General features: G+C 42.5%; 21 protein-coding genes and 2 tRNA genes. 15 read left to right on the top strand and 8 right to left on the bottom strand.

Annotation, left to right across the window (positions count from 1 at the left end):
• Window positions 1–72 precede the first annotated feature (72 nt).
• From tehA to LU293_RS06700, 4 genes are all read right to left on the bottom strand, one after another.
• Window positions 73–1,020 carry a dicarboxylate transporter/tellurite-resistance protein TehA gene (gene tehA, locus LU293_RS06715; RefSeq protein ID WP_242746628.1) on the bottom strand — a complete coding sequence of 316 codons (948 nt, stop codon included), beginning with the start codon at window positions 1,018–1,020 and terminating at the stop codon, window positions 73–75.
• A gap of 96 nt (window positions 1,021–1,116) precedes the next feature.
• Window positions 1,117–1,320 carry a putative quinol monooxygenase gene (locus LU293_RS06710; protein WP_242746627.1) on the bottom strand — a complete coding sequence of 68 codons (204 nt, stop codon included), beginning with the start codon at window positions 1,318–1,320 and terminating at the stop codon, window positions 1,117–1,119.
• Between the two features lie 18 nt (window positions 1,321–1,338).
• Window positions 1,339–1,866 carry an acetolactate synthase small subunit gene (gene ilvN, locus LU293_RS06705; RefSeq protein ID WP_242746623.1) on the bottom strand — a complete coding sequence of 176 codons (528 nt, stop codon included), beginning with the start codon at window positions 1,864–1,866 and terminating at the stop codon, window positions 1,339–1,341.
• A complete protein-coding gene (locus tag LU293_RS06700; RefSeq protein WP_242749702.1) occupies window positions 1,866–3,584 on the bottom strand; it encodes an acetolactate synthase 3 large subunit in 1,719 nt (572 codons plus the stop codon). Before LU293_RS06700 ends, ilvN begins: the two co-directional genes overlap by 1 nt.
• 583 nt (window positions 3,585–4,167) lie before the next feature.
• Here LU293_RS06700 and LU293_RS06695 point away from each other — a divergent pair.
• The 6 genes from LU293_RS06695 (at window position 4,168) to LU293_RS06670 (ending at window position 9,102) form a co-directional block, all read left to right on the top strand.
• A complete protein-coding gene (locus tag LU293_RS06695; protein WP_242746620.1) occupies window positions 4,168–6,174 on the top strand; it encodes a tetratricopeptide repeat protein in 2,007 nt (668 codons plus the stop codon).
• Window positions 6,175–6,242: 68 nt separating this feature from the next.
• Window positions 6,243–6,824: a lipoprotein insertase outer membrane protein LolB gene (gene lolB, locus LU293_RS06690; RefSeq protein WP_242746618.1), complete on the top strand. Its 582-nt coding sequence runs from the start codon at window positions 6,243–6,245 to the stop codon at window positions 6,822–6,824.
• Window positions 6,825–6,828: 4 nt separating this feature from the next.
• Complete coding sequence (gene ispE / locus LU293_RS06685; protein WP_242746615.1) at window positions 6,829–7,701, top strand: 4-(cytidine 5'-diphospho)-2-C-methyl-D-erythritol kinase; 873 nt, start codon at window positions 6,829–6,831, stop codon at window positions 7,699–7,701.
• An 88-nt stretch (window positions 7,702–7,789) separates the two neighbouring features.
• Window positions 7,790–7,865: transfer RNA gene (locus LU293_RS06680), tRNA-Gln, on the top strand.
• 33 nt (window positions 7,866–7,898) lie between these two features.
• Window positions 7,899–7,974, top strand: a tRNA-Gln gene (locus LU293_RS06675).
• Between the two features lie 171 nt (window positions 7,975–8,145).
• Entirely contained in the window at window positions 8,146–9,102 is a 957-nt protein-coding gene (locus LU293_RS06670; protein WP_242746612.1) for a ribose-phosphate pyrophosphokinase, read from the top strand.
• Window positions 9,103–9,276: 174 nt separating this feature from the next.
• On the opposite strand, the gene LU293_RS06665 is transcribed toward LU293_RS06670, so the two are convergent.
• Entirely contained in the window at window positions 9,277–10,824 is a 1,548-nt protein-coding gene (locus LU293_RS06665) for an OmpA family protein (RefSeq protein ID WP_242746610.1), read from the bottom strand.
• A 277-nt stretch (window positions 10,825–11,101) separates the two neighbouring features.
• Between LU293_RS06665 and LU293_RS06660 the strand changes: the two genes are divergently transcribed.
• From LU293_RS06660 to epmA, 8 genes are all read left to right on the top strand, one after another.
• Window positions 11,102–11,710: a rhomboid family intramembrane serine protease gene (locus LU293_RS06660; RefSeq protein WP_242746608.1), complete on the top strand. Its 609-nt coding sequence runs from the start codon at window positions 11,102–11,104 to the stop codon at window positions 11,708–11,710.
• Between the two features lie 14 nt (window positions 11,711–11,724).
• Window positions 11,725–12,648, top strand: coding sequence for a metallophosphoesterase (locus tag LU293_RS06655; protein WP_242746605.1), 924 nt, complete (start codon window positions 11,725–11,727; stop codon window positions 12,646–12,648).
• A gap of 87 nt (window positions 12,649–12,735) precedes the next feature.
• A complete protein-coding gene (purE, locus tag LU293_RS06650; RefSeq protein WP_242746603.1) occupies window positions 12,736–13,269 on the top strand; it encodes a 5-(carboxyamino)imidazole ribonucleotide mutase in 534 nt (177 codons plus the stop codon).
• Window positions 13,270–13,410: 141 nt separating this feature from the next.
• Entirely contained in the window at window positions 13,411–14,508 is a 1,098-nt protein-coding gene (locus tag LU293_RS06645) for a 5-(carboxyamino)imidazole ribonucleotide synthase (protein ID WP_242746600.1), read from the top strand.
• A gap of 5 nt (window positions 14,509–14,513) precedes the next feature.
• Window positions 14,514–14,990, top strand: a complete 477-nt coding sequence (locus tag LU293_RS06640; RefSeq protein ID WP_242746598.1) for a YaiI/YqxD family protein — start codon at window positions 14,514–14,516, stop codon at window positions 14,988–14,990.
• Window positions 14,991–15,124: 134 nt separating this feature from the next.
• On the top strand, window positions 15,125–16,219 hold the full coding sequence (locus LU293_RS06635; protein ID WP_242746595.1) for an AI-2E family transporter: 1,095 nt from the start codon (window positions 15,125–15,127) through the stop codon (window positions 16,217–16,219).
• Between the two features lie 2 nt (window positions 16,220–16,221).
• Window positions 16,222–17,286 carry a 4-phosphoerythronate dehydrogenase gene (locus tag LU293_RS06630; RefSeq protein WP_375540324.1) on the top strand — a complete coding sequence of 355 codons (1,065 nt, stop codon included), beginning with the start codon at window positions 16,222–16,224 and terminating at the stop codon, window positions 17,284–17,286.
• Window positions 17,279–18,250 (top strand): EF-P lysine aminoacylase EpmA, encoded by a 972-nt coding sequence (epmA, locus tag LU293_RS06625; protein ID WP_242746592.1) that lies wholly within the window; start codon window positions 17,279–17,281, stop codon window positions 18,248–18,250. Before LU293_RS06630 ends, epmA begins: the two co-directional genes overlap by 8 nt.
• Window positions 18,251–18,291: 41 nt before the next feature.
• Here the strand turns inward: epmA and LU293_RS06620 are convergent, their stop codons facing one another.
• The 3 genes from LU293_RS06620 to LU293_RS06610 all read right to left on the bottom strand — a co-directional run bounded on the left by LU293_RS06620 (window position 18,292) and on the right by LU293_RS06610 (window position 21,874).
• Complete coding sequence (locus LU293_RS06620) at window positions 18,292–19,089, bottom strand: acetyl-CoA carboxylase carboxyltransferase subunit alpha (protein WP_242746589.1); 798 nt, start codon at window positions 19,087–19,089, stop codon at window positions 18,292–18,294.
• A 75-nt stretch (window positions 19,090–19,164) separates the two neighbouring features.
• Window positions 19,165–20,724 (bottom strand): exopolyphosphatase, encoded by a 1,560-nt coding sequence (ppx, locus tag LU293_RS06615; RefSeq protein ID WP_242746587.1) that lies wholly within the window; start codon window positions 20,722–20,724, stop codon window positions 19,165–19,167.
• A 70-nt stretch (window positions 20,725–20,794) separates the two neighbouring features.
• Window positions 20,795–21,874 (bottom strand): RluA family pseudouridine synthase, encoded by a 1,080-nt coding sequence (locus LU293_RS06610; RefSeq protein ID WP_242746583.1) that lies wholly within the window; start codon window positions 21,872–21,874, stop codon window positions 20,795–20,797.
• Between the two features lie 351 nt (window positions 21,875–22,225).
• Here LU293_RS06610 and LU293_RS06605 point away from each other — a divergent pair, with 351 nt between their 5' ends.
• A complete protein-coding gene (locus LU293_RS06605) occupies window positions 22,226–22,831 on the top strand; it encodes an HAD family hydrolase (RefSeq protein ID WP_242746582.1) in 606 nt (201 codons plus the stop codon).
• The last annotated feature ends 475 nt before the right edge of the window (window positions 22,832–23,306 follow it).

The raw sequence follows: 23,306 nt of genomic DNA, 5'->3' as shown, positions 1-23,306 counted from the left end.
GGGCGGTTTTTTTAAAATTACAATCTGCAAGATTTTATCGCAAGTTTCTTTTATTGTGTCTTATATCGCGTCTTATTTGACAGTAAACCGCCCTTGCACCAACCGAACGAGCGTCCCTACAATGAGTAAGCACACACCTGCATTAGCTACCCAAAACGCCGTGTGTGCCACCACACCGAGCTGGCTGTGCTGATAAAGAATCCCTGCCGTACCCATCATAGATGCCAAACCAAACGAAAACGACCAAAGTCCAATCACAAAGCCTTTTTCGGCAATCCAAGGCAATAATCTTAATAAAATCAACGCCTGCAATAAACCATAGCCCCACAGGATTTTTGCGAAAGTATCTACCTGACCATGATTGATACTAAGATATGCCATACTGCCCACAAAAGCAGGAGCCAGCACAATTCCCAAGGTTGGACGCAATGCCTGATTATGGGTATAACTGCGTAGGTTTTGTAGGATAATCGGCTCAATAATCACCCATGCAATCATCCCTGCCCCAAAAAATAAATACGCCACATCGGTAAAACCAAGCAACGCCATTGCCCCTGCACTGCTAAAATTCGCCGCCACAAAAGGCAAATAAAACGGTGGCATCACCGATTCTTGACAAAAATTACCCTTCCAAAGTGGGGCGACCCGCCAAAATACAAACGCCAATTGCCCAACAATGCCTAATATCATGAGTAGCTCGCCCACTGGTCTGTACCACGCATACCAAATATCGCCCATGATGATGGTTGTGATGGGTATCATACTTAAAAACGAAAATTGTATGGGGTGTTGCCATTCATCAGACAGCTGATTTGGATAGCGTATCATCTTAATGATAAAGGCGATGATGTGCAAAAGCCACACCACACTTGCCATCACACCCAGCACCAAGCTTATTTGTGCATATCCATCAAAAAACACCTGCGCGTGTCGCCACGCAAGAGTCGATGCCCCAAGCCCCAATGAAATCCCAAGATAACTGGTGGGAATAGGAAATTTTCGCTCATTCATGTTTGTCATACGTTTTTACATTAGTCCAACAACTCAATCAAAGGCTCATCACATCTTTTGACATCAGTAGAAATTTTGCCCCAAGCTGATGAACGAACGCGGTTTTTAATGATATTCAAAAGCAGCTTTATTAACAAATTTTTCATATATCCAGTATTTATTTTGACATTCATTATCTAAGCGAATGTCAAATACCAAACAGCCTTGTTCTTGCTTAGTCAATTTAATATGCTCATCTAATGCTGACAAAATCTGTACTTTCTTCTCATTTGGGATAAAAATAAAGCCTTTTAAAACCACTTTTGTCATCTTTAAGCCTTTATTTGATTACACCGCAAGCGTCCGCTCGCCCCGTGCAATACCAATCACCCCAGACCGCACGACTTCTAGAATTTTGTCTCGTCCGATGACATCAATAAAACCATCTAATTTGCCTGTATCGCCTGTAATCAAGATGGTATAAAGATTTGCCGATACGTCCACGATTTGGGCACGAAAAATATCCGCCGTGCGATACACTTCTTCACGGCACGCCCCCACCGCTCGTACTTTAATTAGCATAAGTTCTCGTTCTATTTGATTGCCATTAGACACTTCTGATAAATTTTGTACTTTGACCACTTCAATGAGCTTGTGTAGCTGTTTGGTGATTTGCTCTATCTTGTCGGACGTGGTGATGGTCGTCAAAGTCAAACGAGACAGCGTCGGGTCTTCAGTGGCGGCGACATTGAGCGTATCAATATTATAACCACGCTGACTAAATAACCCCACCACACGAGACAACGAGCCTGCTTCGTTTTCCATGAGTACTGAAATTAAGTGCTTTTGTATTTGGTCTTGTTGTACATTCGCCATTAGGTACGCTCCCCTTTTGATAGCCACATATCACGCATGGATTGCCCTGCAACCTGCATGGGGTAGACATGCTCGCTTTTATCCACATACACATCAATGAATACCAATCCGTCCATTTCTAGGGCTTGTTTTAATTCTTGCTCCATGGTGGCAGGATTGGTAATTTTTACCCCTTTATGTCCATAGCTTTCGGCAAGTTTGACAAAATCAGGCAACGACTGCATATAGCTTTGGGCGTGGCGACCTTCATACAGCATATCTTGCCACTGCTTGACCATGCCAAGCTGAGCGTTGTTCAGATTTAAAATTTTGACAGGCAGGTTGTATTGTAGACACGTGGACAACTCTTGGATATTCATCTGAATAGAGCCTTCGCCTGTGATGCACACAACCGTGCGTTCAGGATAAGCAAGTTTGGCAGCCATCGCATAGGGCAAACCCACACCCATCGTGCCAAGTCCGCCAGAATTTAGCCACTGTCTAGGCTCGTCATATTTGTAATATAAAGCGGCAAACATCTGGTGCTGACCGACATCGCTTGTGATAATCGCTTTGCCATCAGTTAGTTTATAAAGCGTCTCCACCACACGCTGGGGCATGATGGCATGAATGGGTGCGTCTGTGTCAGGGTCATAACGCAATCCATGGCGAGCTCGCCACTCCAAGATTTGTTTCCACCAATCAGCCAATGCTTTGTCATCTAAGCGTCTGTCGCCCCCTTTGATGATGTTTAACATCTCAGCAAGGACGAATTTGACATCGCCGACAATGGGAATGTGGGCGTTGATGGTCTTTGAAATACTGGTTGGGTCAATGTCAATGTGGATAATTTGGGCATTGGGACAAAACTTTTTGACGTTATTGGTAACACGGTCATCAAATCTTGCTCCCACCGCCAAAATCACGTCCGCATGGTGCATGGTCATGTTGGCTTCATAAGTCCCGTGCATACCAAGCATACCCAAAAACTGTCTGCTTGTGGCAGGATACGCCCCAAGCCCCATCAATGTGTTGGTAACAGGCAAATTGAGCAAATCCGCCAATTCACGAAGCTTATCACACCCATCGCCTTGCACCACACCACCGCCTGCATACACTACAGGGCGTTTGGCGGATAATAAAACATCGATGGCTTTTTTGATTTGACCGCCATGTCCTTTACTGGTGGGTTGATAAGAACGTAGTGACACACTGTTTGGCATGACATAATCAAATTTATCCGCAGGATTGGTCATGTCTTTGGGGATATCCACCACCACAGGACCCGGTCGCCCTGAGCTTGCGATATAAAAGGCTTTTTTGATGATGGTTGGAATGTCAGCAGGGTTTCGGATTTGAAAGCTGTGTTTGACCACAGGACGAGAGATGCCAACCATGTCGCATTCTTGAAAAGCGTCATCGCCAATCAAAGTCGTAGGCACTTGCCCTGCCAAGACCACCATCGGAATGCTATCCATAAAGGCAGTGGCGATGGCGGTAACTGTATTGGTTACACCAGGACCTGATGTGGCAAGCACCACGCCTGTTTTGCCTGTTACACGGCTATAAGCGTCCGCCATATGCCCTGCCGCTTGTTCATGGCGGACGAGAATGTGTTCAATTTTATCTTGTTTAAAAAGGGCATCATAGATGTGTAGCACCGCCCCACCTGGATAGCCAAAAATGTGTGTAACACCTTCATCTACTAGGGCTTGGACGAGTAGCTCAGCACCACTCATGGCAACTGTTTCACCACGGGCGAGTTTGGCTTGATTTTCGTGGAAATTTTTGGCGGCATCTGCCGTCTGAGTATGCCCTGTCATATTAGGGGCTTGGGTGGTTTGCTCTGTCATTGCCAATCCTTTTTTTAATTTCCCAAAATAGGTAAATCAACCGAACACAATAAAGTCGCTACAAAAGACAGGCACAAGCATGACCGACAAAAAAGGAGATTTTGACATAGGTTGTCTTGCTGACCGATAAGCCTTAAGCAATGTCAAATCATCACAAGCAAACGGTAATCTGCTGATTTTGATTTGACAAACGTCATCTTGGATAAAAATAACGCCGACTTAATGATATAAACCATCATTAAAATATTACACCAATCTTACCCCAATTTCTCGCCTTTGCCAAGCAATTTTTTAGCATTTCATTTATAGAAATAATTTTAAAAATTTATTATTATTTCATAAATTATAATAAAATTAAGCTATAAATTATAATTAAACACCAAAGCGACTTTGTTAAGCTTACTTATTTTATTTCCTACCATAATGTTCTATAATGGTCAAATATTTGCACCTAGATTAAACAAAAGATATGACCCCATCTGTTTGGCATAATTTATCAAAAACTGCACGACTTTCTACGTCGTCTTTTTGTCATGCCAAAACTAAAAAGCAAAAAAAACACACCCTTAAATCATCAAAAAAACTGGTGGTGATTTTGGTATGCTTGGCTTTAGCAAATGGTCAAGCAGCCCATGCCAAGCCTAGTATTTTTGAGCCACTTCTAAAGATTTTATTGCCCTTTTATCAAGGCGATAAGGCAAAGCACGAAAATCCACCCATTGACGAGCCGATACCTACCAAAGAAGTTCTTGAGACCGATGAGATACCTTCTGTGCCAGATGATGGTAGCGATGAAGATTATACACCAGCGTACACATATACTCCTAACCCTAGCACGAATGCTTTAATTTGGGAGCTTGATTGGCTGGCAGCCGATGACAGCCAGCCTGTGCTTGATAAGCCTGATTTATTACAGTTACTGACAGCAGAGTTTGCCGCCGATCGTAATGCCCCCGCTACAGCACTGGCGATTTATAAGGCTGAATCGTTTAAAAAAGATGCCACACCTGTCTTTGAGCGTGCCTTAGCATTATCAATCCGCTATGAAAGCCCAAAGGATTCTCTTGCCTTTGCCAGTGCATGGCAAAAACGCAATCCTGAGCATACGCCTGCATGGTTTTATGTAACCCATCTGGCAATTAAAGCTGGAAAGTATGAGCAAGCTGCTAAAACCTTAGCGATGATTTTAGACTACGATCCTAGTGCTGATTTAACTCAGATTTTTACAGGGATTTTTCCTGATGAGCCTGATGATCAGCGTGCATTATTTATTGCACTTCGTGGCGTGCATAGTAATAACGCTTCGGTATCTGTTTTAAGGGCAGGTCTATTAACTCGACTTGGTGATCACAAAGCAGCATTATTAAATATCAATCACGCCTTAAAGCTTGAACCAAAAAACCTTGCTTTTATTAACCTAAAAATTGATATTTTAAAGGCAGATCATCAAACGGACGCGATGTGGCAATTTATCAAAGAAAAAAGAAAGCAGCTACCACATGAGCAAAGCCTATATCTGTATGAAATCCGCACCTTAATCAATCAAGGTGACCTTGCTGGGGCGTGGCAACTGCTCGAACAAGCCATTAAAAATACCCACAATCCAGACGTGGCACTGCTTGGCGGGTTAGTTGGGCTTGACCTTGGTAAATATAAAGAATCCATCGCCATTTTAACACCACTTACTCACAATCCAGAGCTTAGCAGTCAGGCACACTATTATCTAGGCATTGGTTATGAAAGACTACAAGATTCATCTAAAGCACGCACTCATTACGAAAAAGTGAGCGACTACGACCATGTGCTAGATGCTCGCAAAAAAGTAGTAGCGTTCTACTTACTTGAAGAACGCACCGATGCTGCAATCGCAACTTTAGTGCGTCTAAGAGATGAATATGAAGCCTTCGCTGCCGACAGCTACATCTTACAAGCAGAAATCTACTTACGCCAACAAAACAAGCAAGCTGCCAAAGACTTACTAACCGCCGCTAATCAAAAATACCCAGATGATGATCGGCTGCTGTTTGCTAGTTATCAGTTGCTAGAAAAAGAACTCAGCGATGACGAAAAACAAGAAGTGGTCAATGCCTTGTTAGCACTTGATGATCAAAACCCCAACTACCAGCTTGCCGATGCTAAGCTTAAACTTAACAAAAATGCTAGCGATCAAGACACCATTGATACTATCACAACGATAAGTCAGCTTGATATTAAAAATCCTTATTATAGCAATGCATTACAGCTAGAAGCACTTTTATTGCTTGCTGAGCACGCCTTAAGCCAAGGGGACTATGCTATGGTTATTGGGTATCTGCAAGCCCCTTATAATGCCGCTCCCAATCTTCAAGCGGGCATTTTATTATTACAAGCATATCGAGAGTTAGGAGATATTGATAAAACTCAGCAGCTCATCAACGACCTAGAAAACCGCTTCGCCTTCGGACAAAAAGACGAGTACACAGAACAAAATTACTAACCTACTCTTTTCACGCTTTATACTTTTATTAAACGTGATAGAATGTAAAAAATTGTAATGATACGCTTATGAATACCATCAAAATCCTAATTACAGCAGGACTGCTTAGCCTTACTCTGGTAGGCTGTCAGTCAATGAACCAGCCAACCGTCGCACCAATAACTGCTACCATCAATCAAGACAGCTTACAGTTTACCATCACAGGTAAAATTGGCGTCATGCAGCCCACGACAGATGGTAAGCAAGCTGGCAGTGCCTTTTATGCATGGAATCAAGACGATGACAGGTTTGCCATTGACTTAACAGGTGCTTTTGGGATTGGAGCGACTGCCATCAGCTATGATGGTAACACTGCCACACTAACAAGTGAGCGTACAGGCAGCATTACTGCTGATACGCCAGAAGATTTATTATATCATGCCACAGGCTGGCAAGCCCCCATCAGTCAGCTGCCCTACTGGATTATGGGACGCTCTACACCCAGCGATATCTCTAAGATGACAGATGAAAAAGGTCGCCTAATCACAGCTAAAAATGACGCTTGGACTTGTCATTTTATTTATGATGGCGATAACAAACACCCCGATCGCCTACGTATCACCCACACAGATGGCACACGAATAACGCTCACCATCAATCATCAGGCATAGCAATATGGCGACCATATCATTATTTTCACCCGCCAAGATTAATCTATTTTTACACATTATAGGTAAAAGAAATGATGGCTATCATGACTTGCAAAGCGTCTTTCGAGCTTTAGATTTCGGTGATTGGCTTCATTTTACGACCAATGATGGTGCAGATGATATGATTACTTTGCTTGGTGATAATTTACCTTGCGATTTTTCGGATAATTTAATCATCAAGGCGGTCAAACTGTTAACTGATAATTTTCCAAGACAGGCACGTCCAATCACCATCACACTTGATAAACACATACCAACTGGTGCAGGACTTGGCGGTGGCTCATCAAACTGTGCAACCACACTCATCGCCATAAATAAACTATGGAATCTTGAGCTTAAGATGGATGATTTGTTAATCTATGGTGCAGCTTTAGGTGCTGATGTACCCTTTTTTATTTTTCATCACTACCAAAAAACCGACGCCATCGCACTTGGCATTGGAGAAAAGCTGACTGCCATCTCATTGCCAAGTAGTCGCTATCTACTAGTTATGCCTGATGAGCACTTAGCGACGGCTGACTTTTTTGCACATAACACTCTCCAAAAAAACACAGCTCTTATCACCGATCTTAGCCATCAAACAGAAAAATTCACTTGGCACTTACAAGCCCCTTTTCATAACTGCTTTGAGCCATTGGCTGTAACTGCTTCTGCCAAAGTTGCTAATGCTTTATCATACCTTCGCACACTACAAGAACAAGCTGATGCTACTGCTCGCATGACAGGCACAGGCAGTGCGGTATTTTTACCCATTAGTGATGATGTTGATGATAAAACCTTACATGCTTGGCAACAAGCCTCCCCAAGTCGTGCCATCGTCACAAGCAGCCTGCCGTGATTAGCTCATTTTTTATAATAATTTTAAAAAAAATTTTAAAAATACACTTGCAAATTTTGAAATTATCTGTATAATTGTCGCCCTATATAGGGGTATCGCCAAGTTGGTAAGGCATCAGGTTTTGATCCTGACATCCGTTGGTTCGAGTCCAGCTACCCCTGCCATTTTTTTGGTAAGTTTTGTAAAACTTGCACCCTAGGGGTATCGCCAAGTTGGTAAGGCATCAGGTTTTGATCCTGACATCCGTTGGTTCGAGTCCAGCTACCCCTGCCATATATAAAAAGCCAATTCATCCGAATTGGCTTTTTTATTGCATTTTTGTTACTTTAAACTAAAAAATAGCCTGTAAAACTTCTGTAAAAATGCTAAAATAGACAAGCCAATTTCCCTTTATCGGGCGTTTAACTTTATTACGCCCAACAGACTTTTATTAGGACTTTGCTTATGTCATCTTATATAGCCGTCTTTTCGGGTTCTGCCAACCCACAGCTTGCAAAAACTGTCGCTGATCACCTGCACATTCCTTTGGGTAAAGCAGACATTACTCGCTTTTCTGACGGCGAGATTGCCATCGAGATTAAAGAAAACGTACGTGGTAAGGACGTCTTTATCCTGCAGCCAACGTGTGTACCAACCAATGACAATCTGATGGAAATCGTACTTCTAGCAGATGCCCTGCGTCGCTCAAGTGCAGGTCGTATCACAGCGGTGATTCCATACTTTGGCTATGCACGCCAAGACCGCAGACCACGTTCAGCTCGTGTGCCAATCTCTGCAAAAGTTGTGGCAGATATGTTATCTATCGCTGGCATTGACCGTGTGATGGTGGTAGATTTACACGCTGACCAAATTCAAGGTTTCTTTGATGTGCCAGTAGATAACCTATACGGTACACCTGTCTTGCTGCGTGATCTGAAACAAAAAAATTATGACAATCTAATGGTTGTCTCACCTGATGTTGGTGGCGTGGTGCGTGCTCGTGCTATGGCAAAACTACTGGGCGAAGCTGAACTTGCCATCATCGATAAACGCCGTGCCAAAGCCAACGAATCTCAGGTTATGCACATCATCGGTGATGTCAAAGACCGTGATTGTGTGATTGTTGATGACATCGTTGATACTGCAGGTACACTATGTAAAGCCGCTGCCGCCCTTAAAGAAAAGGGAGCAAGACGTGTCGTAGGCTATATCACACACCCTGTGCTTTCAGGTAAAGCGATTGAGACCATCTCAAACTCTGCACTCGATGAGCTTGTGGTAACTGATACCATTCCACTATCAGAAGAAGCACAAAACTGTGCAAACATTCGCCAAATCACCATAGGCCCTATGATCGCTGAAAGCCTTCGCCGTATCAATAATGATGAGTCAATCAGTGCCATGTTTGAGTACGAATCTTAATAAATCACTGATAGACCATCTATTAATAAGCCGTCATTATTTTAATGATGGCTTATTATTTGTATTGATAAAGGCAATGGTTGAATAAACACCATCTACTGCCATTTACCCAAAATTAAAACCCAGCTCATCATGAACTGGGTTTTATATTCATAGCAGGTTAATGCATTAGAGTTATTTTTTCTCGGTTGCTTCTGGCTGAGTTGTTGATGTTTCTTCAACTGCCACTGCTTCTTTATCCGCTACTTCATTACCCACTGTTGCAATCTTCTCACCATCTTGAACTAGGCGAAATTCAATACGACGGTTTTGGAAACGCCCTTGTTCAGTAGCGTTACTTGCCACAGGGAAGTCATAGCTTGCACCCAAGATTGTCAAACGATCAGCTGACACGCCTTTAGATACTAAATAATCACGAACAGCTGCAGCACGCTTTTCTGATAACTCTTGGTTATACTCGTGAGATGCTTGGTTGTCAGTGTGTCCAACGATTGTTAAAGCTAAATCAGGTAGCTCTTTGAACTTATCAGCTGCCAAATCAAGAATTTCTTTATTCTCGGCAGGGATTTCAGCAGAATCTAATTCAAAGTTGATGATTTGTAGGTTTAATGCACGAATTAAGCCTTCAACTGTTGGTTGCTCGCCCATATTTGTGATGGCAACTTTAGCTGACTCAACGCTTTGAGCAACTTTAGCAGCAACGTCAAGTGCTGGCTCAGCAACGACGGTAAAGTCGCTTGGTACGATTGCTGTGGTGTCTGCGATCAATTTCTCAATATCAGCTTCATTAGCTGCGTTAAAATAGATAGTCTTATCAACGATATTAACCGTTGAGCTTGGTACATCTTTCATCAAACCAAAAATGGCTGGTAAATATTCGGCAGCTGGTAGGTTATCTGCATAATCATTGTGCGTATTTAGGCTACAGTTCTCAGTACCGAACACGCCTGCAATGGCAGTACGTACACTGCTTAGTACGCCTTCAGAGCTTGCATTAGCAGAGCATGAGTAGATTGCTTTACCTGTTTCGTCAACTGCTAAGCTTACAGTAGCAGGCTGAACGTCGGCATTGGCAGCAACTGCTGGCACTTCTTGAGTACTTGCAACTGGTGCAGCGACTGGAGCAGGCTTATCTTGGCAAGCACGCAATAAAAGCCATGCAAGTAAACCTAGGATAATTAGACCAATTAACGGCAACAACCCTTTTAAAAATCCGCCTTTGTTTTCTTTTTCTACTTTTTCAAGCTTACCAACTACTGGAGCAGGCTCAACATGCGTTGCCGCTGGAGCTGCTAACAGCCCTGCTGGTAGTAGTGCTAATGCCCATGCAGGGATATGGCTCTTAAGACCGGCAAGTTCGTCACGCAAATAAACGCCTGTACCCTTAACGCTTGACCATTCTCTAATTTTCGCTAAAATTAATGGTGCACTCACTGAAGTCAAAGCACCAGCAGTCTCAGCTGATAGATTATGATCTTGTGCCAAACGGCTGTTTAGTTCTGCTTCTTCAGAACCAAATAATGCACGCAAAATGCTGTTACCATCTTGCTGATTAGCTACTAAAGCAGCTTGTTCGTGTTTATCTTCTGATAAACGAGCGGCAAAAATAGCATAAAAGGCTGTCAATAGGTTTGACTTATTTGCTTCATCGCCAGCACGGTCAACAGTAGCTGCCAATACATTTGGCGTAACTTCATGTTGCAATTTATTAATAAGGGTCATAAAAACTCCAATTATCTACGTTAATATTACTTTTTCCGTTGGTCTTGCTTGATTTTTTCACAATCTTGCAGATTAATGGCATTATGACCGATTTTGCTTGAAATTTAAAGACTTGGAAACAATAGTTAAACAAAAATTTCCATAATTCTTGTATAATTTTATGATAAATTACAAATAATTACATTTTTTAATGATTGTGTATAATAGATAGGTCTTGTTAAGTCTTTTTAAATCGTCATCAAACTGCTATACTGACCTAAAACCAAAAGTAATCACTATGAATCACACAACCGCTATTATCATCATCACCGTCATCGCAAGTATTCTTGCTTGGCAAAATAACTCGCTTATGGGAAGGCTAATTTTTGACCCTACACGCATTAGTCGTTATAAGCAGTTCGACCGCTTTATCACGCATGGCTTTATCCATGCTGATGGCATGCACTTGTTATTTAATATGTTTACGCTGTACTTTTTTGGTCGTGCTATTGAGCGATTTTACCTTGCTAAGCTTGGGCAATTTGGCTTTTTGGCGTTCTACGTTATTGCCATCATCATCGCTGCCATACCAAGCTACCTAAAACATAAAAACAACCCACGCTATCTATCGCTTGGGGCGTCTGGCGGTGTATCTGCTGTGCTTTTCGCCTTTATCTTATTTGCACCATGGGAAACGCTGTATTTATTTGCCATCTTACCCATTCCCGCCATCGTCTTTGCCATCGCTTACACAGCTTATAGTCTATATGCCCAAAAGCGTGGCACAGGCAATGTTGATCACTTGGCACATTTAACTGGGGCGGCATTTGGCATTATTGCAAGCATTCTTATAGAGCCATCACTTGTGCAGCATTTTTTCTCACATTTGCTACATCCAAGTTTTTAGTGGGTAAATAAACTATGGTTTATGACATCATCGGCGATATCCATGGGCAGGCAGATAAATTAAAAGGACTGCTCACCAAACTGGGCTATCGTCATAATGGCGTGTGTTATATCGCTCCAAAGGGTCACCAAGCCGTATTTATCGGTGATTTGATTGATCGTGGCAACCAAGAGCTAGCAACACTCTTTATCGTCTTTGATATGATTGACAATAAGCAAGCCATCGCTGTCATGGGCAATCATGAGTACAATGCCATCGGCTATGCCACACCAAACACCATCACCAATGACGGTTCGTACTTAAGAGTGCATAGCCAGCATAATACCCATCAACACCAAGCTTTCTTAGATGAAGTGGGATTTAACTCCAAGCTTCACCGCCACTGGATAAGCCGTCTATACGAGTTGCCCTTATGGATTGAAACACCACACGCCATTTTTATCCATGCCTGCTATGACACTTGTAGCATGCGGCAGCTACAGCCTTTATTAACCCAGCACAATCAGCTAACAGAACACGCCGTTCAGCTAATGGGACAACCGAACACGCCCATATTTTTTGCAGCTGAACGCCTATTAAAAGGCATTGATGTACCGTTACCAAAGGGTATAACCAAAACCGACAAGACAGGCATCAGTCGCACCAGAGCCCGAGTAAAATGGTGGGAGGATGACTGGCAAAACCGTCCTATCAGTGAAATCTTAATGGCAGATAACCTACCAAATACCACACTAAGCTTATCGCCTGACCTACAAAACTTTCATATCAATACAGATAAGTTTATTTTTATTGGGCATTATTGGCTTGATGGCAAGCCTACTCCCTTAACTGATCAAGTGGTGTGCATTGACTACTCAGCAGGTAAAGATGGAGTATTAACCGCCTATCGCTTTGATACGAATAACCCCACCTTAAGTGCTGATAATTTCATCTGGTAACCTATTAACGCCCCAAGTCTAATGCATAAAGTGATTGCTATTTTAGCTCAATTATGGTAATTTTTTTGTTTTAACTTAAGGAAAACCATGTCAAATACGCTTCCTAGTCCAATCATCTCACCTAAGGGCGAGCCTAAAGTTGGTATCATCATGGGGTCACAATCTGACTGGGAAACCATGCAGCATGGCGTACAGCTTTTAGCAGATTTTGGTGTACCATTCGTATGTGAAGTGGTGTCAGCTCACCGTACCCCTGACCGTCTGTTTGACTTTGCCAAATCTGCCAAACAAAATGGACTTCAAGTCATCATTGCAGGGGCAGGTGGGGCTGCCCATCTACCTGGTATGTGTGCGTCTCAGACCGCCCTACCTGTGCTTGGCGTGCCTGTCAAATCAAGCACGCTCTCAGGCTGGGATAGCCTGCTATCCATCGTGCAGATGCCAAAAGGGGTGGCGGTAGGAACGCTTGCCATCGGTACGGCAGGGGCATTTAATGCAGGGCTTTTAGCCATTCAAATGCTTGCTTTACATGATGAAAAGCTAGCAAAGCAGCTAGAAGAGTTTCGTCAATCCCAAACCGAAAGCATTTTGGCAAATCCAACCCCAGGGATTATAAGCTAACCTAACATCAAGTAGCACCCATCAACGCACAAATAATCCATAACGCTGATACAGCTATGCAAATGTGCGAATATTTACGCCAATTTTCATCAAAATATGCGATAATATCCGAAAATTTTACTTAAGTTTTCGGATATTTTTATGGCAAACACCACCAAAACCATCGGTATTTTAGGAGGCGGTCAGCTTGGCATGATGCTGGCCAAAGCCGCTTTGCAACTTGGGCATACTTGCGTGTTTTTAGAAGACGCACCCCATGCTCCTGCCAGTCTGTATGGGCAGGTGTACAGCAGTGAGCAGTTAGACGAATTTATCAAAGCGTCCGATGTTTTTAGCCTAGAATTTGAAAATACGCCCATCGCCACCGCCAAGCTTTTGGCGACCCAAAAAGGCGGTATTTTCCCACCACCCATCGCTTTGACAGTCGCCCAAGACCGTTTGCGTGAAAAAGCCTTATTTAATGAGCTTGGCATCACCACCGTGCCTTATCGTGCTATCCATTCATTAGATGAACTAAACCAAGCCTGTGATGAATTGGGTCTGCCACTTGTGCTTAAAACCTCTCGTGGTGGCTATGATGGCAAGGGGCAATTTGTCATACACACCCAAAGCGACATCGCCACCGCTTGGCATGAATTGGGCAAGGCGACCACAGAAGGGGCGATGCCTGCACCCTTGATTGCAGAAGGCTTTATTGACTTTGAACGTGAAGTATCGCTCATCGCTGTACGTGGTCAAGATGGCAGTATTGGCTATTATCCCCTTGTCCAAAACACCCACACAAATGGCATACTGATCAAGACAGTCGCCCCTGCCCCCGATGTAGAGCATTTGACCAAATCCGCCCAAGAAAACATCGCCAAGATTTTAGAAAAACTAGACTATGTGGGCGTATTGACCTTGGAGCTTTTTGTTACCAAAGCAGGGTTGATTGCCAATGAAATCGCCCCACGAGTGCATAATTCTGGGCATTGGAGCATTGAAGGGGCAAATACCAGCCAATTTGAAAATCATATCCGTGCTGTCTTAGACTTGCCACTTGGCGACACAAGCATCGTCAAGCCGTCTGTCATGTTAAACGTCATTGGCACTTATCCTGATGAAAGCCGACTACTTGCCATTGATGGCGTGCATTATCATCATTATCACAAGTCTGAGCGAGACGGTCGCAAGATTGGGCATATTACCGTGATGGGCGATAAGGTGGCAGAGGCAGAAGCTGTACTTGATGAACGATAACACCCATGATTATCTACATAGACGCAGATGCCATTCCCACGATTGCCAAAGAGCTTATCATCAAAACCGCCAATCGCACAGGCGTGCAGGCGGTGTTTGTTGCCAATCGCTTTACCAAGCTACCGCCATCGCCTTATTTAAAATCTATCATTGTTTCTCAAGGCTTTGACGTAGCGGATAATTATATCGTGGATACGGTATTGGCAGGGGATCTGGTGATTACAGGCGACATTCCACTTGCCAATGACGCACTAAATAAGGGAGCAAAAGTGCTGACATCTCGGGGTGATGAACTGACGATAGAGAATATCAAGCCTAAACTTAGCACTCGTGATTTTATGGAAAGTTTGCGTGGCACAAATGTACTCGACCTAAATGAGATGGGCGGACAAAAACCATATGGCGATAAAGATAAAATCGCCTTTGCCAATGGGTTAAATCGCCTAATCACCACCAAGCCCAACACCCAAACCCAAAACTAAGCCACAAACCCACTTGTATCAATCAAGCAACAAAATTTAAAAATTCTTTGCAAATTACCCCACATCAAACAAGCTATTTTTAAAAATTTAAGGCATAATAGGCATTTTATTTTACCCACATTGCGACTCCAATCATGATTGAACACTGGAACAAAGAACTCATCGTACGGCGGCTGTTGGCACTTACGTTATTGGTGATTTTGCTGATTTTATGCTTTAAAATCGTGCATTTTTTTATCGTGCCTGCAATTTGGGCAGCGATTTTAGCGTATGTTACCTTTCCCTTGTATCGTTTTTTTTATCATAAGGTTCGTCTTAGCAAGACCTTATCTGCGTTAATCATGACTGCCTTTATCTCGCTTTTGATTGGCATTCCTTTGATTGTCGGCGTTTTTTTTCTGCAACAAGAGGTTATCAGCTTTGTCAGCATGGTCATCCGTCGTATTCAAGCAGGCTATGTTGACGTTCCTGACAACATCAAAAACCTGCCTGTCATTGGACAACAAATCAAAGACACACTGTGGGAGATTAATAAAAATCCCGAAGGCACAATGGAACTTGTGCGAGCATGGATTCAGTCTCACCTGTATTATGGCAAAGTAGCATTCGATGTGGTGCTAAAATCGGTTGCAAAGCTTGGCATGGCACTTATGACGTTATTTTTCTTTTATCGTGATGGCACAAGCCTAATCCATCAGATTCGCCAAGGCTTAAGAAATGTCATTGGCGATCGTATTGATGGTTACATTGATTCTGTTGGTGCGACAACCCAAGCCGTGGTGTATGGCATCGGGCTTACTGCGGTCGCCCAAGCAGTCTTAGCAGGTATCGGCTATGCAGTTGCTGGAGCTCCTAACCCCATTCTACTGACGCTTATCACGTTTATTGTTGCTCTAATTCCATTTGGGACGCCTTTTGCATGGGGCGGTGTGGCGGTGTGGCTACTCACACAAGGACACACCGCCGAAGGTATCGGACTTGCGTTATGGGGAATCTTAGTAATCAGCTGGGTGGATAACTTAATACGCCCCATCGTCATTAGTGGAGCAACTAAAATCCCTTTCATCATTATCTTTATCGGCGTGCTTGGGGGCTTAACAGCATTTGGTATGGTGGGTCTGTTCATCGGCCCTGTGGTTTTAGCCATCGCACTCACCATTTGGCGTGAATGGGTGAATCAACATAAACAAGAACTTAGCCCATTTATTGAAGCTGCCAAGGACGAATAATCATGCTAACTGTCATCGCTGATGAAAACATCGCTCATGTGCATGATTATTTTAATCATGTTCGCCTTATCACCCTAAAAGGACGAGACATTAACCAATCTGTCATCGATCAATACACTCCAGACGCCCTACTCATCCGCTCGGTAACGCCCGTGAATGAGCAGACATTTCATGACCTAAAAAATGTGAAATTTATCGGCTCAGCGACGATTGGCACCGATCATGTAGATGAAGCATTTTTGGCTAAGAACGATATTTGTTTTGCCAATGCTAAAGGTTGTAGTAAGCATTCGGTGGCTCAGTATGTCATCACCGCCATTTTCCACGTTTGTCCAAATGCTCTTAGCAATGGGGTTACACTTGGCATTATTGGACTGGGTAATATCGGCAGCACCCTTGCCAAATACGCCAAAGACCTAAATTGGGATATCTTAGGTCATGACCCATACCTGCCCCCATCATCTATCAATAACACGACTTTTGACGACCTGCTTGATGGCAGTGATATCATCTCCATTCACACCCCTTTGACGCATACAGGCAATTATCCTACTCATCAGTTATTCAACCAATCTGCATTTGGCAAAATCAAACACAACGCCCTACTCATCAACACCGCTCGTGGTGAGATTATCTACCAAGATGATTTATTACAAGCGATAGATGATAAAAATTTGCAGGTTATTTTAGATGTTTTTCCACATGAACCCAATATAGACAAAGCCTTACTTGACAGACTTGCCATCGCCACGCCACATATCGCAGGCTATACGCTAGAAGGCAAGCTGCGTGGTACTGATATGATTTATCAAAACTTTTGTCGTTATTTTGGCTTGCCAATCACCCAAAAGCTAGACGACTTATTACCACCTAACCCCCACACTTGGCATAACATTAAAACCGCCTTACAAAACCAAGACACACCAACACTACAATCCCACTATGACATCCAAAAAGACGATGATAGTCTTCGGCAAGTTTGTCATGCCGATGGTGTAATGGGTAATGACTTTGATGAACTAAGAAAAAATTATCACCTAAAACGAGAATGGCTGTTTAATGACTAAAGATACTGATTTTCGCCCAAGTATGTCACTGGCACTAGCCCAAAAAAAGGCTAAAATGCTGCATGATATCCGTCAGTTTTTCATAAAAAAAGACGTGCTTGAGATTACCACGCCAGTACTATCTCATTATGGTAATACCGATGTTTTTATTGAAAGTATATCAGCAAATTTTCATCATGGTGGTCAATTAAAAACAGGTTATCTACATACATCGCCTGAATTTGCGATGAAGCGAGTGCTTGCTGATTATGGCGTGCCGATTTTTCAGATCTGCCAAGTGTTTCGAGATAATGAACGCAGCTTAAGGCATAATATTGAATTTACGATGCTAGAATGGTACCGCCCAAACTTTTGCTTAAGCGACTTAGCTGATGAGCTTGGTGAATTACTAAGCACCGTTCTTGGTAACAGCATAACTGTTAAGAGCTACTCTTATAAGCAGGTGTTTTTGGATACCTTGGGCGTTCACCCTTTTACTGCAGACATTAGTACGCTTAGACATACCGCTCAGATACATGGCATTAATCTGGATATGGGTGATGATAGACAAGGCTGGCTTGACTTGTTATTTAGCCATTTTATTGAGCCAAATTTAGGCTTTGACACACCGATACTGATTACCGATTATCCGCCAAAAACTGCCGCCTTAGCGAAGATTTGTCATGACGATGAAGGTTTGCCTGTGGCACAGCGTTTTGAGCTGTATATAAACGGCTTAGAGATTGCCAATGCTTATGACGAGTTGGCAGATAGTCAGGCACTTTTAGAGCGGTTTAAGGCTGATAATGCAAAGCGTTACGCCTTGCAGTTGCCTATTATGCCGATTGATATGAATCTGGTGCACGCCTGCGATCATCTGCCATCTTGTAGTGGCATTGCACTTGGTATTGATCGGCTGTTTATGGTGCGTGAGCAGTTATCAAACATCGGTGAAGCCATCACCATCACTACAGATAACGCATAAAAGCCCATCAAATGCGACGGGCTTTTAAAGACAGCTTATGCTTATAGCGATACTTTAGAATTAAATGCCATCAGTCTTTGATAACGATTTTCTAAAAGTTCTGCTGTGTCAAGCTGTGTCAATTCATCAAGCTGCTGAGTGAGCAAAGATTTTAGTGCTGCCATCACAGGCTTACTATCTTCAGACGCTGGCATAACTTCTGCTACCACTTCATCAATCAAGCCAAGCGAATACAAGTTACTTGCGGTAAGCTTTAGAGCTTCTGAAGCATCGGCTGCTTTTTCTGCTGTTTTCCATAAAATAGACGCACAGCCTTCAGGAGAAATCACCGAATAAATGCTATTTTCTAGCATATTTACTTTATCAGCAACACCGATTGCCAACGCTCCACCACTACCGCCCTCGCCAATAACCGTAGCGATGACGGGGGTTTTTAGGCTAGAAAATACCGCAATAGATTTAGCGATCGCTTCAGCTTGTCCACGCTCTTCAGCACCCACACCAGGATAAGCTCCCGGTGTGTCAATAAAAGTTAAAACAGGCAAGCTAAAGCGTTCTGCCATCTGAACCAAACGAATCACCTTACGATAACCCTCAGGGCTTGCCATGCCAAAATTATGTGCGATACGCTCACGAGTGGATTTACCACGATGCTGACCGATTACCATCACAGGTCTACCATCTAAGCGTGCCAATCCACCCAAAATCGCACGGTCGTCGGCAAAGGCACGATCGCCATGCAATTCATCAAACTCAGTAAATAAATCTGCCACATAATCCAAGAATAATGGACGCTTGGCATCACGGGCCAACTGTACGCTTTGCCAGACTGTATTCATACTAATTCCTTTGTATAATAAATGAACAAATGTAAACTTAAATAGTTTAGCATATTTTTTGTCGTTTGGATATGTTCAATTCACATCACCAACAATCAGCGTAACACCCCATTTGGCAAACTGCGAGCTATCAGCCTTTAACTGCGATGCAATAAGATCAGCATGCAGACCATCGCCCACCATAACCTGCCATTCATCTGGACGACTAAGAGTTAATGAGATGCGTGCAGCTTTTGTGGTACGGCTTTGGCTAGCTTGCACCGCCAATCGTAAAATTAGGCATAAATAAACCAGCTTACGACCACCTAAATTCTCCACAGTGCTTAGCATATCTGCCTTAAGCTTGCGACGATGATAAAGTACAATCTGTGCCATCATTGCTTGCTCAACCTGAGAAAAGCCTGCAATATCAGAAAACTCTAATAAATAAGCACTGTGCTTTTGGTAGTTACTATGTCCTACTGCAAGCCCAATCTCAAATAATGCTGCCGCACGACGCAATAAATCTCCGTCTTCTTTATCAAGTCCTAATACGTCTTTGGCAGCCTCAAATAAAGGCGTAATAGTTGTCATCACACGACCCGCTTGCTTAACATCCACCGAGTATCGCTGAGCTAAGGCGGTTACGCTGCGATCTCTGACATCTTCATCATCTAATCGCCCAAGCATATCATACATCACACCTTCTCTTAATGCACCATCTGAATAGTCAATCGTGGCAATATCTAAAGTTTTCATAATGGCATAAAGCTCTGCTACACCAGCAGGAAACACCGCTTGACGATGAGCTTTCACACCATCAAAATGAATCTTATCAATATGACCTAGCTTTAAAAGATGGTTGATGAGTTTTTCCATACCATCACGTGTGATAACATCATGAGCAAAACCAAGCTCAGTAAGTACAAGCTTAGCAGCTTTCGCCGACCCTGATGATGCAATCACATGATCCCAGCCTACTTTTTTATAGCGTTTGGTGATTGAGAGCATCTCTGTTTGAGTGGCTGTAATCGCTTGCTCGAAAGCTTTTTTGGTGATTTTACCATCGCTAAAAAATTTACGAGTAAAAGAAACGCAGCCCATCTGCAGGCTTTCTGTTTCAATCGGGTCAAAACCTTGACCGATGATAAATTCGGTTGAACCGCCACCAATATCAATCACAAGTCGCTTATCGGTACTGGCGTTGGTATGCGACACACCCAAATAAATCAAACGAGCCTCTTCACGCCCTGCGATAACCTCAATTGGTGTCGGCAAAAGCGTGTTTGCACGGCGGATAAACTCCTGTGCATTCACCGCCTTTCTAAGAGCGTTAGTCGCCACAACCCTTAGGCGTTCTGGATGAATCTCGGTAACATGCTGAGCAAAGCGGTGCAAGCAGTCAAGCCCACGCTGCATTGCTTCTTCGGACAATACATTATGTTCATCAAGACCTGCTGCTAATTGCACCTTCTCAGAAATGCTAGCTACTTTTCGCACTTCACCATGATCTAGCCTTGCAATCGCCAGATGAAAGCTATTTGACCCTAAGTCAATCGCTCCTAATAAGTCGTCTAAATCAATCGCCTTAGCTTCACCAATAGATTTGGCAATTTGTTCGTGGCGTGCGGTCGTATCAACTAATATGGTTTTCATCAGTTTCCTTTATGTGCAACGTGCAGATTTGTGCATTGTACCTTGTTTCATGGGATTTGTTAATCATCATTTATAGCTGATGGCTAACATCGCTTGGCAATAATGCTGCCCACGTACTTGGTATCTGTGAACAAAATTTGTGATGCTCACCATCACCTGCTAAGCTTAGTCGCCAAGCGTGCAAGCATAGATGCTTAACACTAAAAAAGCTTGTGCCACGATGGTACTTATCATCACCCAATAAAGCATGACCGATACTGGCTAAATGCACCCGAATTTGGTGCGTGCGCCCTGTTTTTGGGCTTGCCTGAACCAAGCTGACAGGCTTACCATCTAACGTAAATCTTGCTAAAACCTTGATGGCTGTCTGACTTTGCTTGCCCTCAGCACTTACTCGCACACGGCGTTCACCGCTTGCCAAAGTGTACCGAAGTAATGGCTTATCAATGGTCTGCATATCTGAATTAACATGACCATCTACTAGGCATAAATAGGTCTTTTGTATGGTTTTTTCACGAAATTGTTCTTGCAAATTTTTTAAGACACTGCGTTTTTTGGCAATCAACAGTAGCCCTGATGTGTCTTTATCAATGCGATGAACCAATTCTAAATACTTCTTACCCATCGCCACTCGCATCGCTTCAATCACCCCACAGCTCTCACCAGACCCACCATGCACTGCCAAGCCATGCGGTTTATCAAGCACAATCAGTCCATCATCTTCATGGATAATACGCTCAAGCAAACCTTTGGCAAAATCATCGCTGATAATTGGAGCGTCTTTTGCCGACAAACGCACAGGAGCTACTCTTACTACATCGCCAGTATAAACTCGTGTATGTGGCTTACAGCGTTTTTTGTTGATACGAATCTCATCATCTCGTATCATTTTATACAAATGCGAGCGTGGCAACCCCTTTAAACGTGCCAACAAAAAATTATCAATCCGCTGTCCGTCTTGATTTATCGTTACGGTGATGAAATTGACTTTGGCAAAATCTGTGATGACATCATCGGCAGATAAGGATTTGGGTGAATTAGGCTTTGGCGAATGGGGTTTGGGTGAGCGGGGTTTAGACGACTTAGCTTTGGGCGACTTAACTTTGGGTGAGTGGGATTTGATCGGTTGGTTGGGGCGGTTTTTTTGCATCACAGACTCATGAATGGTTATTTGATGCTATTTTACTACAATAAACCAACTTTGATAAAAATACTTTTACAACTCAAAAAACTCAAATTTGCCAATCAGTGATTGTTGTTATAATATACTGTATATCCACGCTCAATTTAATTTTAACTTTCAAAAAAAATCAATGGTGGCTTGTGCTTATAAGTGAAACGAAACCCAGCACATGAACAAAACCTAACACATAAATGAAAACTTTGGGTTTCACAGTCGCTAAACTAAGCCTACAATGACAAGCTCATTCACTACTGGCTCATCTTTACAATTTGAAAGATTTTTAAGTTGATTGTGGGATATAATAAATTGGATAAACCAATGAAAAAAAACATATTTTTTGATATAGATGGGACGCTTCACCAAGAAGACATCTTTTTACAATTTATCCTATTTTCTGCAAAACACAGAATATTTAATTTCATTGTATTTTTTCCTGTGATTCTACTTGGTGCAATCATTCACTATATTTCGCCCATGTCAAAAATTGGCATAAATATTATTTTGTTTTTTATATTTTTTAACATACAACACAAAGAACTAGATTTCATCATTGAAAAATTTTGTTCCTATTTCTTGGCAATCAAAACAGATCATCACAACGTTTTGGACATCATGAATGACTACATCAATCATGATTACATTATCTATTTAATATCAGGAAGCCCTGATATACTCATACAAAAAATACATCATCAAATAATACAGCAGGACAATGTTTGTTTGATATGCACAACAACCAAGATGGGCTACAACTCACTGTTCATCACCCAAAGATGCGTAGGAATAAATAAACTGACCATGCTCAATCATCATCAAAAAAATATTTATTTTCATGCAGGTTATAGCGACAGTAGCAGTGATCAATTCATCTTAGACAGATGTAGGCAAGTTTATATGATTAGCAAAAGCGGTGAAATCATTTGAATGAATGGCTTGCCCAATTTGGAGTTAAAGCATGGTAAAAATGTTAATTTTAGTGGAAAATTCATCAAAAAACTGTTATAGTTTGACAGTTGCACTTTAACCGTGATGATTTTGCCAACAATGGCGTGGTTTTCAACAACTTTTTAAGCACCGTTTGCATTGAAAAATTCATCACAGCAACCGACCATATTTTATTTTTATTTTGCACATCAAGGTGCGTAAGGTTTCACTTAAATACACACAAAAGCACAAGACAAACACTGCCTTTGTAGAAGACCGTATTTAGGTTCATCGGTGCAAGCGATGATGATTATTTAATTTGATGACTTATTTTTGGCGTTGAACTGATTTGATAACGTGTTTATCAAATGGGTTTTATCGGTTTAGTATGAAAATTTAGTATTGTTGTCTTGGTCATGTTGGCTAGATGTTACGGTTATGTTGGTTGGTGGTCTTGTGGTTGATACCAAACTGT

This window comes from Moraxella nasovis (genome assembly GCF_022701215.1).
Taxonomy (GTDB): Bacteria; Pseudomonadota; Gammaproteobacteria; order Pseudomonadales; family Moraxellaceae; genus Moraxella; species Moraxella nasovis.
This window is presented reverse-complemented; position numbering and strand designations above follow the sequence as displayed.

Bases quoted from the DNA above. Each gene is read 5' to 3' on its own strand.
- tehA (WP_242746628.1), bottom strand. From the start codon at position 1,020: ATGACAAACATGAATGAGCGAAAATTTCCTATTCCCACCAGTTATCTT.
- ispE (WP_242746615.1), top strand. From the start codon at position 6,829: ATGGCGACCATATCATTATTTTCACCCGCCAAGATTAATCTATTTTTA.
- LU293_RS06645 (WP_242746600.1), top strand. From the start codon at position 13,411: ATGGCAAACACCACCAAAACCATCGGTATTTTAGGAGGCGGTCAGCTT.
- LU293_RS06605 (WP_242746582.1), top strand. From the start codon at position 22,226: ATGAAAAAAAACATATTTTTTGATATAGATGGGACGCTTCACCAAGAA.
- epmA (WP_242746592.1), top strand. From the start codon at position 17,279: ATGACTAAAGATACTGATTTTCGCCCAAGTATGTCACTGGCACTAGCC.
- LU293_RS06700 (WP_242749702.1), bottom strand. From the start codon at position 3,584: ATGAGTGGTGCTGAGCTACTCGTCCAAGCCCTAGTAGATGAAGGTGTT.
- ppx (WP_242746587.1), bottom strand. From the start codon at position 20,724: ATGAAAACCATATTAGTTGATACGACCGCACGCCACGAACAAATTGCC.
- LU293_RS06655 (WP_242746605.1), top strand. From the start codon at position 11,725: ATGGTTTATGACATCATCGGCGATATCCATGGGCAGGCAGATAAATTA.
- ilvN (WP_242746623.1), bottom strand. From the start codon at position 1,866: ATGGCGAATGTACAACAAGACCAAATACAAAAGCACTTAATTTCAGTA.
- LU293_RS06610 (WP_242746583.1), bottom strand. From the start codon at position 21,874: ATGCAAAAAAACCGCCCCAACCAACCGATCAAATCCCACTCACCCAAA.
- lolB (WP_242746618.1), top strand. From the start codon at position 6,243: ATGAATACCATCAAAATCCTAATTACAGCAGGACTGCTTAGCCTTACT.
- LU293_RS06640 (WP_242746598.1), top strand. From the start codon at position 14,514: ATGATTATCTACATAGACGCAGATGCCATTCCCACGATTGCCAAAGAG.
- purE (WP_242746603.1), top strand. From the start codon at position 12,736: ATGTCAAATACGCTTCCTAGTCCAATCATCTCACCTAAGGGCGAGCCT.
- LU293_RS06630 (WP_375540324.1), top strand. From the start codon at position 16,222: ATGCTAACTGTCATCGCTGATGAAAACATCGCTCATGTGCATGATTAT.
- LU293_RS06620 (WP_242746589.1), bottom strand. From the start codon at position 19,089: ATGAATACAGTCTGGCAAAGCGTACAGTTGGCCCGTGATGCCAAGCGT.
- LU293_RS06665 (WP_242746610.1), bottom strand. From the start codon at position 10,824: ATGACCCTTATTAATAAATTGCAACATGAAGTTACGCCAAATGTATTG.
- LU293_RS06670 (WP_242746612.1), top strand. From the start codon at position 8,146: ATGTCATCTTATATAGCCGTCTTTTCGGGTTCTGCCAACCCACAGCTT.
- LU293_RS06710 (WP_242746627.1), bottom strand. From the start codon at position 1,320: ATGACAAAAGTGGTTTTAAAAGGCTTTATTTTTATCCCAAATGAGAAG.
- LU293_RS06635 (WP_242746595.1), top strand. From the start codon at position 15,125: ATGATTGAACACTGGAACAAAGAACTCATCGTACGGCGGCTGTTGGCA.
- LU293_RS06695 (WP_242746620.1), top strand. From the start codon at position 4,168: ATGACCCCATCTGTTTGGCATAATTTATCAAAAACTGCACGACTTTCT.
- LU293_RS06660 (WP_242746608.1), top strand. From the start codon at position 11,102: ATGAATCACACAACCGCTATTATCATCATCACCGTCATCGCAAGTATT.